This window comes from Caulobacter sp. GW822-FHT07D08 (assembly GCF_058798735.1).
Genome location: NZ_JBXAKU010000009.1, coordinates 67,625 through 80,701, shown reverse-complemented (window position 1 = coordinate 80,701; position 13,077 = coordinate 67,625). Strand labels below are relative to the sequence as shown.

The 13,077-nt window shown below is 70.2% G+C and carries 10 protein-coding genes; 1 reads left to right on the top strand and 9 read right to left on the bottom strand.

Features of this window, described 5'->3' with window-relative positions; genetic code table 11:
- Positions 1-29 precede the first annotated feature (29 nt).
- From AC1RJ9_RS17345 to AC1RJ9_RS17305, 9 genes are all read right to left on the bottom strand, one after another.
- Entirely contained in the window at positions 30-1,196 is a 1,167-nt protein-coding gene (locus AC1RJ9_RS17345; RefSeq protein ID WP_492838195.1) for an alpha-hydroxy-acid oxidizing protein, read from the bottom strand.
- 86 nt (positions 1,197-1,282) lie between these two features.
- Positions 1,283-2,989 carry a hypothetical protein gene (locus AC1RJ9_RS17340; RefSeq protein ID WP_492838193.1) on the bottom strand — a complete coding sequence of 569 codons (1,707 nt, stop codon included), beginning with the start codon at positions 2,987-2,989 and terminating at the stop codon, positions 1,283-1,285.
- Entirely contained in the window at positions 2,986-5,097 is a 2,112-nt protein-coding gene (locus AC1RJ9_RS17335) for a DUF4175 family protein (protein ID WP_492838192.1), read from the bottom strand. Before AC1RJ9_RS17335 ends, AC1RJ9_RS17340 begins: the two co-directional genes overlap by 4 nt.
- Positions 5,094-6,248, bottom strand: coding sequence for a BatA domain-containing protein (locus AC1RJ9_RS17330; protein WP_492838190.1), 1,155 nt, complete (start codon positions 6,246-6,248; stop codon positions 5,094-5,096). The genes AC1RJ9_RS17335 and AC1RJ9_RS17330 overlap by 4 nt, the downstream gene beginning before the upstream one ends.
- Positions 6,245-7,132, bottom strand: coding sequence for a DUF58 domain-containing protein (locus AC1RJ9_RS17325; RefSeq protein ID WP_492838188.1), 888 nt, complete (start codon positions 7,130-7,132; stop codon positions 6,245-6,247). The genes AC1RJ9_RS17330 and AC1RJ9_RS17325 overlap by 4 nt, the downstream gene beginning before the upstream one ends.
- An 8-nt stretch (positions 7,133-7,140) precedes the next feature.
- A complete protein-coding gene (locus AC1RJ9_RS17320) occupies positions 7,141-8,142 on the bottom strand; it encodes an AAA family ATPase (RefSeq protein ID WP_492838186.1) in 1,002 nt (333 codons plus the stop codon).
- Positions 8,143-8,170: 28 nt separating this feature from the next.
- Positions 8,171-8,905, bottom strand: coding sequence for a DUF4159 domain-containing protein (locus tag AC1RJ9_RS17315; RefSeq protein ID WP_492838184.1), 735 nt, complete (start codon positions 8,903-8,905; stop codon positions 8,171-8,173).
- An 8-nt stretch (positions 8,906-8,913) separates the two neighbouring features.
- On the bottom strand, positions 8,914-10,245 hold the full coding sequence (locus AC1RJ9_RS17310) for a TldD/PmbA family protein (protein WP_492838182.1): 1,332 nt from the start codon (positions 10,243-10,245) through the stop codon (positions 8,914-8,916).
- Between the two features lie 22 nt (positions 10,246-10,267).
- Complete coding sequence (locus tag AC1RJ9_RS17305; protein ID WP_492838180.1) at positions 10,268-11,899, bottom strand: TldD/PmbA family protein; 1,632 nt, start codon at positions 11,897-11,899, stop codon at positions 10,268-10,270.
- A gap of 275 nt (positions 11,900-12,174) precedes the next feature.
- Here AC1RJ9_RS17305 and AC1RJ9_RS17300 point away from each other — a divergent pair, with 275 nt between their 5' ends.
- On the top strand, positions 12,175-13,071 hold the full coding sequence (locus tag AC1RJ9_RS17300; RefSeq protein ID WP_492838178.1) for a LysR family transcriptional regulator: 897 nt from the start codon (positions 12,175-12,177) through the stop codon (positions 13,069-13,071).
- Positions 13,072-13,077: the final 6 nt, after the last annotated feature.

Below are 13,077 nucleotides of genomic sequence, written 5' to 3'. Positions count from 1 at the left end.
CGAGGCCGGCTCGCCGAAAGGGCCCGAGGCTATGCCGGCAGGCGCACCGCTCCGGCCTCGCGCAGGGCCTTGATCGTCGGGAAGCCGTCGACGGCCATCAGCAGGTCCGCCTCGGCCAGCAGCGAGCGCAGGACATGGACCGCGCCTTCGGTCCCGCCCAGGGCCAGGCCGTAGGAATAGGGACGCCCGACGCCCACGGCCATCGCGCCGATCGCCAGGGCCTTGGCGACGTCGCTGCCCGAGCGGACGCCGGAGTCGAACAGCACCGGCGTGTCGCCCGCCGCCTCAACCACCCCCGGCAGCATGTCGATCGCGGCGATGCCGCCATTGGCCTGCCGGCCGCCGTGGTTGGAGCAGTAGACGCCGTCGACGCCCTCGTCCTTGGCGCGGCGCACGTCGTCGGGATGGCAGATGCCCTTCAACACGATCGGCAGCTTGGTCAGTGACCGCAGCCATGGCAGATCGGTCCAGGTCAGCACCTTGCCGAAGGTCGCCGCCCAGGTCATGACCGAGGTCTGGAGGTCCGTCTTTGGATCCTTGCCGACCATGGCGCGAAAGCGCGGGTCCGAGAAATAGTTGGCCAGTACGGCGCCGCGCAGTTGCGGGAAGTTGGAGTCGTTGAGGTCTCGCGGCCGCCAGCCGGTGACCCAGGTGTCGAGGGTGACGACGATGGCCTTGTAGCCGGCCGCTTCGGCGCGGCTGACCAGGCTGGCGGCCAGTTCGGGATCCTTGGGCGTGTAGAGCTGGAACATCCCGGGCGTGTCGCCCATGGCGGCGGCGACGTCCTCCAGCGGGTCGTTGGTCAGGGTCGAGACCACGAGCGGCACTCCCGTGGTCGCGGCGGCCCTCGCGGCGGCCAGGTCGCCGTGGCCGTCCTGGGTGCAGAGCCCGGTCACGCCGATGGGGGCCATGAACAGCGGGCTGGCCAGCTTCATGCCGAACAGGTCGATGGAGAGGTCACGCGCCGAGCAGTCGACCATCATCCGCGGGATCAGGCCCCAGTGCTTGAAGGCCGAGGCGTTGCTGTCCTGGGTGTGCTCGTCGCCGCAGCCGCCCTGCACATATTTCAGGGTCGAGGGCGGCATCGCCGCCTGGGCCCGCGCCAGGAGGCCGGCGAAGTCGACGGGATACTTCGGCAGCACGCCGTGCAGACCCTGAAAATAGATCTCGGTCTGATAGTCGCCGTAGTGCGGCATGGTTCGCTCCCCAGGGCTGCTCGACGGTCTGGGCGTCGATGCGTCGATCCGATTTGACGCGATCGCGCCGTCGGCCGCTAGCCCCCTCAAGCGCGTGATCGGCGCTCCAGCCACCAAAGAAGGCCAAGCACGGCCAGAAGGCCGACGGCCCAGGGCCAGGACGAACCCGGTGTCCTGCGGAGGACGCGGGCGTCGTGCGTGACGCTGGCCGCCACCGCGTCGAGCGTCGCCTGGCGGTCGGCGGCCCGCGCCAGCGAAGGCGCGGCGTCGGCGGGATGGACGTAGAAGCTCGCGCCGTCCGAGACCCTGCGCCATCCGGCCTGGCGAGGCCAGTAGGCGGCGCAGGCGGCGGGTCCGGTCGCCGGATCGACGACAGGCCGGCTTTCGACGCCATCGGGGTCGACGACTCGGATCGGTCCGGTGACGCCGCAGAGCGCCGCGCGTTGGCCCGCCCGGGCGATGCCGTCCAAGCGCACGCCCGGGCCATCGCTGGGACGCGCCAGGGCCGAGAACAGTTCGCTCCAAAGCTCTCCGTAGCGATCGGCGTGCCCGGTCAAGGCAAGGCTATAGCTGTCGGCCACGATCCAGAGGCCCACGCGACCCAGGCCGCGCGGCCGCCAGGCGGCCAGCGGCGCGCCGGCCTTGTCGCGGATCAACGGCACGCCCTCGCGTTCGGCTTGCGCCAGGTCGTAGCGGCTGAGTTCCAGGTCGGTCGGACCGCCGAGCCGGAAAGCCTGGACCTCGCCGTCGCCCGAGGTCGCCATGCCCAGGTTCATCCAGTCGCGTCGGGTGGCGGCCGAGAGCGGTCCAGTCGGACGCAGCAGCAGGCCGAGGCCGTCCTGCGTCGCCGCGGCCAGGGTGGCCCGAGCGCCGGGCGACAGGCTTTCCCAGCGCCGATCGTCGACCACCACGAGGTCGATCTCGGCCACGCTCGCGCGCGTGACCGGCGTCGGCGGATCGCCCAGGACCACGCCGCCGCCAACGTCGATGTCGAGGCTCAGGGCGATGCCGGCGTCCTGGGCCCAGCGGCGCAGATACTTGGTCTCGGCGCTCGGCGCGCCGGCCAGGACCAGTACGCGCGGCTGGCGCTGAGCGCGGGTCTCGACCGGGATGTCGATGTGCTCGACCAGACGACCGGCGCCGTCCCTCAGGCGCAGGTCGAACAGCGCCAGGCCGGGTGCGCGAGTGGCGGCCGACAGCTGGAAGCGGCCATTGGCGGCCACGGCGGTTTGGTCGACCACGGCGCCGGACGGATCGAGCAGTTCGACGGTTCCGGCGCCCCCGACCTGTCCGGTGACCATGAAGCGCGCCCCCGGGGCGACGGGCTTCGGCGGCGTCAGGTCGACAAGACCGCGCGGGGGCGGCGAGGGCGCGAACGTTGCGGGGCGATCCAACGGGATGCGGTCGCGCGGCGTCAGGCCGTCGCCCTCGATCAGAATGCGGCCAGGCTCGGGATATAGCCGCAGGGCCGAGCCGAGGTCGGGCAGGCGGACCGCGCCGGGCAGCGGGCCGGCTTCAGGCAGGGCGACAAGCACGTCGCCCGAGGCGGGCGCCGCCGGCTTCGCGCCGTGCGTGGCGACCACGAGGCGACCAGGCGCCGCGCCCACCGAAGGCGGAAAGAGCGTCGGATAGAGCAGCGCGCCGCCCAGGATCTGCAGAGCGATCAGCGCGGCGAACCGCCAGGCGGGCCCGCGCACGTCGGCCGATCGTCGCCGCAGAGCCGTCCGCGCGATCCCGCCGATCGTGACGATCGCGATCAGAATCGCCGTCCAGAGTTCGAAGTCGCCCGTCATCGCAGCGCATCCAGATAGCGCCGGCCGCGCGCGTCGGCGGCATCGCGGCGGCTGACGGCGGTGGGCGGGCGCTCCAGCGCGGTCCACAGCAGGGCGCGCAGCTTGCGGCGGCAGTCCTGGCACTGGGGTTCGTTGCGGACCGTGTCGATCGCCGCCGACAGGGCCAGCGGATCGGCCAGGCCCTTTTGGTTGGCGTTCACCCAGCGGGCCAGGGTCTCGAGCTGCAGCGGTGCGTCGGGGCGGTCCCCCAGCGCGCGCCAGACCTCGACGGCCGGCGTATCGGCGGGATCGCGCGTCGCTGGCGCCAAACGACCCGGCGCGATGCCCTCGCGCTTGCCGGACAGGCGGCGGGACAGGTCGACCGGCGGCAGCTTCGGCGGGGTGCGCGCCAGGAAGATGCGTCCGGCCTGCTGGGCGGTCTTCAGCAGGTTCAGGGCCTTGTAGGCGTGGGGCAAGGCGTCCTTGGGCTTGCCCTGGCGCAGGGCGCGCTCGGAATCCCACATGGCGTCCAGCGCCTGGGCCAGGGTCGAGCGCGTGCCCGGATCGAACAGCGTCGCGGCGTCCCCCGTGTCGTGGGCGTGGCCGTACTTGGCGACGACGTCGGTCATGTCGTTGAGATTGGCCCCGCCGCCATGGTCGTGGCCGTCATCGTCGTGATGCTCGGGCTTAGCCGGCGCGGCGGGAGCGTCGTCCGTCGGCAGGGCGTCATTGGTCGGCAGGTCGAGGCCGCCGCCGCTTTCGCCCTCGGCCTTCTCGCCCATGAACTGGCCGTAGCGCAGGCGAAGTTGGGCCTGGTCGGCGCCGAGGCTGTTCGAGCGGTCCAGAAAGGCGTCGGGCGTGAGCTTGCCGCGCTGGGCGAGCAGGGCCTCGGCGTCGATGACGATCTGGCGCTGGCTCCGGAAATAGACGGGCATCACCTGCTTGGCCATGCCGTCCAGACCCTCGGCCAGGCCCATGGCGGCGGGCCAGCGCAGGATGACGCTAGGTCCCTCGACCGTCTGGCGGCGCGGGCTGCGATTGTCGCTGACCACCAGCTGCACGATCATGTCGCCACCCGGCGCCAGGCCTTCGCGCGCGAGGTCCAGCGCGGCGGTGAAGCGCTTGAGCCGCGCGGCGCCCTGGCCGGCGAGCGGCTGGATCCGCTGGGTGGTGGTGATGTTCTCACCCTCGCCCTTGGTGACGGTGATGCGTAGCTGGGCGGCGCCGTCGACGCCGTAGTCGTCGCGGACCTCGAACACCGGCGCCCACCGGCTCTGGCCGGGCGCAATGAGGGTCAGCGAACTGTCGGGCGTCACGACGCGGACGACCGGCGGAGCGTCGGGGACGATCTCCAGACGGTGCAGGCGCTGGCGGGCCAGTCCAGGGGCCTCGACGCGATAGAGCGCCGAGCGCTCGAACGCACGCCCGCCCAGCCAGCGTCCGTCGTCGCGGCGCAGCGACAGCGGGGCCTCGCCCGGGAAGCTCAGGCTAGCCGTGTCGGGATGCGGCCGGAAGCTCACCGTCCATTCGATGCGCGATCCCTCCGGCGCGCGCACGTCCAGACCGCCTTGGTCAAAGGGGCGCTGGCCGGTATAGGCCGGCGGCGTGATCCGCAGCTTGGCGTTGGTGACCCTGGGCGCACCGGGCGGCGATGCGGTCTCCGCCTCTTCGGGACCGAGCGCGACGCCGGATGCGGGCGGCCAGAACAGGGCGGTGAGGATCACCAGCGCGCCGAAGCCGGCGGTCCAGGGGATCCAGCGACGGGACCAGTCGGGCCGCAGGTCCACGGCGGCGGCTTCGGCGAGGCGGGCCTCCAGGCGGGCGCGCTGCAGGGCGGCCAGACCGTCGACGGCGGGTTGGAACAGGAGGGCGCTGCTGTCCTCCAGGCCGGGCGCGTGGGCGTCGAGGGCGGCGATGAGCCAGGTCTGATCGAAACGTCGGCTGCGTCGGATGGCGATCCAGCCCAGCACGAGGACGCCGACGACGAGCACGGCGATGGCCCCGGCGATCTGGAACCAGCGCAGACCCAGCGCGGCGAGCGCCAGGACGATCGGCAGGCCGACGGCGAGCGTATCGAGAACGCTCCGCCGCCGGGCCGCGCGCAGATGATGGGCGAGGGCGGCGATCATGCGGCCACCGGGCGGTCGCGTCGCGTCGCCAGCCAGCGCTCGACGGCGAAGATCAGAGCGATGATCAGAGCCAGCCAAGGCCTCAGGCTGACGGGATGCGGATTGTAAGCCAAACCGCCCGCCGCCGGGCGAACGCCGGGGGCATAGTCGACCGCCGCGGCCCGGCTTGGCGCGGGCGGCGGGGCCAGCAGCGTCCAGAGCTGGATGGGGAAGTCCGGCTCGACCAGGACCGGCATGGCGCGGGGCTCGAGGGGGCGGGTCAGGCGCAGCACGCGGCCCTTGCCGAAACGGCCGGCCGTGGCCAGCGGCGCGCCTTCGGCGTCGCGCCAGACCGTGGGCTGAGCGCCTTCGACGGGCGAGGGGGCGTCACGGGCCAGCAAGGCGACGCCGCCGGCCTCGATCCAGTCGAGCGTCGCCGCGGGCATGGGCGCGCCGGAGAGCCAGACGAGATACCGCGCAGCGCCAGGCACGGGGCTGTCGGCGAGCCCGGCGTCGAAGGCGAGCGGCTTGCCCGCCTCGGCGTAGGCGGTCGCCGCCGCACGGAAATAACCGACGGCGCGTTCGTTGCCAGGGGCGTAGCGTACCGTCAGTGCGGGCGGCGCTGGTGCGGTGACAGTCTTCGAGCGCGCGGGCGCCGCGCCGATCCGCCAATCCACTTTGCGCGACAGGTAAAGCCGTTCAGCGTCGCCGCTCAATTCCGGCGGCGCGACGATCGTGATCGGCGTCTTGCCGGGCGTCTCGGCGTCGAGCTGGCGCACGAGGCTGGCGAAGTCCGCCGACGGCGCGGGAGGTGGACGGTCGAGGCCTGGGTAGCCGGGCGCGAGCCACACGCGCCGCTCGCCATGGTCCGGGACGCTCCTGGCGTCGACGGCCGGCGAGACCGCGAGCACGGGTCGGCCGTCGCCTGTCGGACGCAGCACCGGTTCGGCCAGAGCCAGCACGACCGCGATCACCAGCGCGATCCGCACCGCCAGCAGCCGCCGCTCGTCGAGGCGCAGGCGACGGACCGGCCTGGGGTTCGGGTTCAGCCAGCGCAGGGCGGCGAAGTCGATGACTTGCGTCTCGGTGCGGCGGGCGATGTGGATCGCCAGCGGAACCAGGACCGCGAGCAGGGCGCCGAGCGCGGCGGGAGCGAGCAGGGCGGGGGTCATCCGCGAGTCACCGGGCGGGAGAGATCCTGGATCGGCTGGTCCGGATCCCGATCGCTGAAGTGTTCGACGAACCGCGCGCCCTTGGCTTCCAGCCGCGCGCGCAGAGCGGCGCGAGCCTCGGCGAAGCGCGTCAGGAAGTCGGCGCGCAGGCCGCGGCCATCGCCGGCCAGTTCGATGTCGCTCTCCGGATCGCGGAACAGCAGGCTCCGATCGAACGGGAAGTCGCGCTCGTCGCCGGTCAGGAGTTGGACGAACGAGACGTCGCGGCCGGACGCGGCCAGCCGCTCGGCGGCCGCGACACAGGCGTCGTCGAAGCCGTCGGAGATGAAGATCACCAGGTCGCCGGGTGCGATCCGTTCGCCCAGCACCTTCAGGTCCCGCTCCCACTGGGGGACGCCCTCGGGCCGCAGGGGACCCAGCGCCAGGCGGATGCGGTCGCGGTGGCGGCTGTCGCTGGACGGCGGCAGGATGATCGGCCCCTCGGCCCGAGCCACGACCACCCCGAAGCGGTCACCCTGCTGCAGAGCCACCTCGATGATCGCGGCGGTCAGGCGGCGGGCGGCGTCGAAGCGAGTCCAAGCGGGCTTGCCAAGATCGGCCTGGCCCATCGAGGCGCTGGCGTCGAGGACGATCCAGATCGCCACCGGGCTCTCACGTTCGGCGTCGCGGACGAAGAACTTGTCCGACCGCGAATAAAGCTTCCAGTCGATGCGCCGCAGGTCGTCGCCGCGCTCGTAGGCGCGGTATTGGGCGAACTCCATGGCCCCGCCGCGATTGCGGCTGGCGTGGTGTCCGTCCCCGATCAGCACCGCGGCCGCGCGGGGCGTCAGCGACAGACGTCGCAGACGGCTACGCAGGTCCGGGGGCAGGTCGAACGGGGACATCTCCGCTCTTAGTCGCGGGCCGGCGCGGGCAGGGCGGCCAGCAGGGCGGCGACCACGTCGTCGGTCGATTTGCGTTCGGCCTCGGCGGCGAAGGACAGCAGGATGCGGTGGCGCATGACCGGCGCGGCCAGGGCCTTGACGTCGTCGCGCGTGGCGGCCAGGCGTCCGTGCAGCAGGGCGCGGGCCTTGGCGGCCAGCACCAGGGCCTGGCCGGCGCGCGGCCCGGCGCCCCAGCGGACGTATTCCTGGACGGCGGCAGGGGCGTCCGGACCTGGGCGGGTGCCGCGGACCAGCGCGGTGATCCAGGTCAGCAGGCCATCGCTGACATGCACCTGGCGCACCCACTTCTGAAGTTCGACGATGTCTTCGCCCGTCATCACCGCCGCCGGGGCGGCGATCGCGCCGCCGGTGGTCAGAGTCAGGATGGCGCGCTCTTCTTCCGCCGTCGGATAGCCGACGCGGATGTTGAGCAGGAAGCGGTCCAGCTGGGCCTCGGGCAGGGGGTAGGTGCCGGCCTGCTCCAGCGGGTTCTGGGTGGCCAGCACGAAGAAGGGCTCGGACAGCCGGTGGGTGACGCCGGCATAGCTGACCTGGTGTTCCTGCATGGCCTCCAGCAGAGCGGCCTGGGTCTTGGGCGGCGTGCGATTCAGTTCGTCGGCCAGCAGCAGGTGGGTGAAGACCGGGCCGGGCTGAAAGCGGAAGTGGCGGTGACCGGTGCCGTGGTCTTCCTCCAGAACCTCGGTGCCGAGGATGTCGCTGGGCATCAGGTCGGGGGTGAACTGCACGCGGCGGAAGTCCAGCGACAGCGCCTGGCCCAGGGTGCGGACCAGCAGGGTCTTGCCCAGGCCCGGCACCCCCTCGATCAGGCAGTGACCGCCGGCCAGCAGGCCGATCAGCAACTGTTCGACGACCTCGTCCTGGCCGACGATGGCCTGGCCGATCGCCGCGCGCAGCTGGCCCAGGCGCTCGAGCTTGGCCGCGATGTCGGCTTCGGTGGGGGTGACGCTCATCGGAACTCCGGACAGGTCGTAAGGCGGATCAGGCCGTTAGGGCGTAGAGGACGATATTGACCGCGAACTTGGTGTTGTCCTCGGCCAGGAAGCGCTTGTTGCGCCAGTCGTAATCCCACTCGCAGCCGTAATCCTTGTTGCTGTAGAGCACCCCGAGGCGCCCGTTGATCTCGATGCCCTTCAGGTAGTCATGGACGAGATCGTCGCCCCAGCCGTTCAGCTCGAAGCTGGTGGCGGGCGGGCCGTCGAACTTGAAGAAGCTGCGATAGATCGGGTGGTCCTTGGCCAGCTTCTTCAGGGCGTCGCCGCCGAACAGCTTGGCCATCTGACGCTCGAACGACTTTGCGAACAGGCCGTCGATATCGTGGTTGCAGTCGTCGACCAGAACGAAGCCGCCATTGAGGACGTAGCGCTGGAAGTTCGTGGCCTCGGCGGGGCTGAATTCGACCAGCTTGTGACCAGCGAGGTAGCAGAACGGCGCGGTCAGCATGGCCGGGTCCGAGAGGCGCACGACGCGCTCCTCGGTGTCCACGCGCAGGTTGGTGTAGTCGACCAGCGAGGTCAGGATGTTGGACGGCATCCGCTGGTCGACGTCCCAGTCGCCGGAGTCGTAGCGCAGGCGCGTGAACCAGAAGTCGTAGGTCGGCGCCGCCCGAAAAGCCGCAGAGTGGACGGCCGACGGGCGGCTGGCGAGCCAGCTTCCCATCGCGCCGCCCGCCAGCAGACGCAGGCACTCGGTACGCGTTACGCTTCTACTCGGCATGTCGACCGTCAGACGGCGTCCGACAGCGAGGTGAAGGTGAAGTCCCGCAGGCGCATGGCCGGGATCATCATCTGCATGCGACCGCCTTCGCTGACGCGGACCGGGCGGCCCAGGTCGTCGATGTTGTTCAGCATGATCACCGGAGACTCGTTGAAGCGGAAGTTCTTCAGCGGGTGCTTCAGCTGGCCGTTCTCGATGTAGAAGGTGCCGTCGCGGGTCAGGCCGGTCAGCAGCACGGTCTGCGGGTCGACCATGCGGATGTACCAGGTGCGGGTCACCAGGATGCCACGCTCGGTCTCGCGCACCAGGTCGGCGGTCGATTTCGTGCCGCCCGACATGACGATGTTGCCCGGCCGGCCGGTGACCTTCTTGCCCTGCTTCTGGGCCCAGTAGGGGCTGTAGAGCAGGTTGGCGATCTTGCCGTTCTCGACTAGCGGCATGCGCTCGCGCGGACGGCCCTGCTCGTCCCACGGGAACACTGGCAGTTCCTTGTCCCACGGGTCGGCCATGAAGGTGACGCGCGGATCGAAGACCTGTTCGCCCAGCTTGTTGCCGCCGCCCTTCTTGGACAGGAAGCTGCGGCCTTCGTCGGCCTGGCGGGCGTCGAAATAGTTGAACATGAACGAGATCAGGCCCGAGGCCGCGTTCGGCTCCAGGATCACCGTGTACTTGCCCGGCTCCAGAGCCTGGGCCTCGGCCGAGGCGCTGGCCTTGCGCATGGCGATCTCGATGTCGCTGGCCGCCTTGAAGCTGCTGGAATCCTGCAGGTTGCGAGCGACCCAGCCCGAGCCGCGGCCGTCGGCCGTGCGCACGGTGCAGGTGTAGTCCATCGCCGTGGCGCGCTGATAGCCGAACGCGCCCTTGCTGTTGGCGAAGGCCACGAAGCTCTGCTCGTCCTGCAGGAAGCCGGCGGCGACCAGCTTCTGGGCGCGGCACGGGGCGATCGAGGCGCGGGCGACCTCGGCCCGCTGGTCGGGCGTGATCGCCGCGGTCGCCGGGCTGAAGGTGTCGCTGGGCTTGTAGGTCGTGGCCTCGACGGCCGGGACGAACTCGGGGTTCTCGGGCGCCAGCTTGGCCAGCTCCTCGGCGCGCTTGACCACGCGGGCCAGGGCCGAGTCCGAGAATTCGTTGATCGTCGCCGTGCCGACGCGACGCCCGAAGGCGACGGTGACGGCAAGGTCGATGTTGCTGACGACGCCACTGGTGGAGACGTTGTTCAGGGCGAAGCGGATATTGCCCTCGATCGAACCGGTCAGTTGCGCGGTGCACTCATCGGCCGTCGACAGCTTGATGACTTTCGCGAGGATCGTCTTGGCCTCGGCTTCGGTCATGATGCTCATTGGATAATCTTCCCCGAACCGATCAACCGAGCGAACGCGCGGTGTTGATGACGTTGATGCCGTTGAACCGCGTGGTCGACGAGCCGTGGCTCACCGCCGAGACCTGGCTGGGCTGGCCCTTGCCGTCGAAGAAGGAACCGAACAGGCGGTAGTCGCGCTCGTCGCAGATCGCCGAGCAGGCGTTCCAGAACTCGGGCGTGCGCATCTGGTAGGCGACATCTTCCAGCGGCTGGGTGATCTTGCCGTTCTTGATCTCGTAGAACAGCGTGCCGCCGAACTGGGCGTTGTAGCGCTGCTGGTCGATCGAGAACGAGCCGCGGCCCAGGATGTAGATGCCATCCTCGACGCCCGCGATCATGTCGTTGAGGCTGAGCGGCGTCTTGCCCGGCTGCAGCGAGACGTTGGGCATCCGCTGGAACTGCACGGTTGACCAGGAGTCGGCATAGGAGCAGCCGTCGCTCTCGGTCTTGCCCAGGATGTGGGCCTGGTCGCGGGTGGCCTGGTAGTCGACCAGCTTGCCATCCTGGATCAGCGGCCACTGCTTGGTCTTGACGCCCTCGTCGTCGAAGCCCACGGCCCCGAGGCTGCCTGGTTGCAGCTTGTCGGCCATGATGTTGACGAGGTCGCTGCCGTACTTGAAGTGCGCCGCGCGCTTGTCCAGCGTGGCGAAGCTGGTGCCGGCGTAGTTGGCCTCGTAGCCGAGCACGCGGTCGAGCTCGAGCGGGTGGCCGACCGACTCGTGGATGGTCAGGCCCAGGTGGTTGGGATCCAGAACCAGGTCGTAGCGGCCCGGCTTGACCGACTTGGCGGTCAGCTTCTCGCGCGCCTGCACGGCGGCGGCCTGGGCGTCCTCGACCATGTCGTAGGACCGGCCGTAGCTGATGATGCCGTTGGGCGAGAGGGTCTTGTCCTTGGCCTGCGGGTCCAGGTACTCGTAGCCCATGCCCATCGGGGCCGAGAGGCCTTCGCGCGAGCGGAACTTGCCGGTGGTCTTGTCGACGGCCGTGACCGTGAACGGCGACCAGATGCGATGAACGTCCTGGTCGATGTACGAGCCGTCGGTGCTGGCGAAGTACTTCTGCTCGTTGATCAGGAACAGGCTGGAATTGACGAAGTTGGCGCCGGCCTTCATCGCCGCGCCGTTGACGCGCATCAGCAGGTCGACCTTCTCCTGCAGCGAGACTTCCATGCCGTTGCGGCGCAGGGGCGTGGCCCACTTCACCTCGCCGACGCCCTTGGTCGGGGCCAGCTGCACGGGCGCGGTCTGGTTCTTGGCGTTGGCCTTGGCGATGGCGACCGCCAGGCGGGCGGTGTCGGCCACGGCCTCCGCCGACAGGCTGTTGGTGGCCGCGAAGCCCCAGGCCCCGCCGGCGATGACGCGCACGCCGACGCCGCTGGACTCGGTGTTGGTCACGCCCTGGACGTTGGCTTCGCGCGTCTGGATGAACTGGCGCAGGTAGCGGCCCACGCGCACGTCGCAATAGCTGGCCCCGGCGGCCTTGGCGGCGCTCATGGCCGCGTCGGCCAAGCGCTTCTTGACGGCCACGTCGAGGGTCTCGACCAGCTGTTCGGCGGCGATGGCGCGGCCGAAGCCGGGCAGCAGAACGCCGCCGGCGCCGATCCCGCAGGCGGCAAGGAACTGACGTCTATCCAAGTTTCTTCTCCCCAACGGCCCAACAACACAGGCGCTCGCGCGACACCCCTTCCGGCGGGAATCTTGCGCGAACGAAGTTCTGTAGCGCCCCGCCGCCGAGGTCAAATCTTTCCCGTATATTGTAGTCGATATGATCAGATTGCGTGCATTGGCGACGAAGCGCGATGCAAAGCCTCCCGCCCGGATCCCGAAGCGGTGACCGACCGCGAAGGCGTGGCCTTGGGTATCGCGTCCCGGATATAACGCCAGAGACTCGGGAACAGGGGCGGACGATCATGGATCGCTGGCAGGCGATGAGAGTGTTCGTGAAGGTCGCCGAGACCAAGGGCTTCGCCGAGGCCGCGCGACACCTGCACATGAGTCCGCCCGCCGTGACCCGCGCGGTCGCGGCGCTGGAGGAGATGATCGGCGCGCGTCTGCTGGTCCGCACGACCCGCTCGGTGACCCTGACCGACGCCGGCGCGCGGTTCTTCGACGACTGCTCGCGGATCCTGGCCGAACTCTCCGAGGCCGAAGCCAGCGCCGCGGGCAGTTTCGCCACGCCCAGCGGCACGCTGACCATCACCGCCTCGGTGATGTTCGGCCAACAGTACATCCTGCCGATCATCATGGATTACCTTGCCGAATATCCGCGGGTCAGCATCCGCACCCTGTTCGTCGACCGGATGGTCAACCTTGTCGACGAGGGCGTGGATCTGGCCGTGCGGATCGGCAACCTTCCCAATTCAGGGTTCAGCGCCTTGCGGGTCGGCTCGGTGCGCCGGGTCGTTTGCGGTTCGCCCGACTATTTCGAGAAGAATGGCGTTCCGGCCAAGCCGGCGGACCTCGCCAGCCACTCGGTGATCGCGGCGACCAGCGCCTGGACCTCGACGGAATGGCGCTTCGGTCAGGACCAGAAGACCATCGTCCACGTCTATCCGCGCCTCTACTGCAACACCAACGACGCGGCGCTGCGGGCGGCGATCAACGGATTCGGCCTGACGCGGGTGCTGTCCTACCAGGCGGCCCCGTCGCTGGAGTCCGGCGCGCTGCGCACGGTGCTCCCCGCCTATGAGGAGCATCCGCTGCCGGTCCACATCGTCCACCCCGAAGGCCGGCACGCGCCGGCCAAGGTCCGCACCTTCATCGACTTCGCGGCCGGGCGGCTGCGGGCGGATCGTCGGATCAACTAGGCTAGA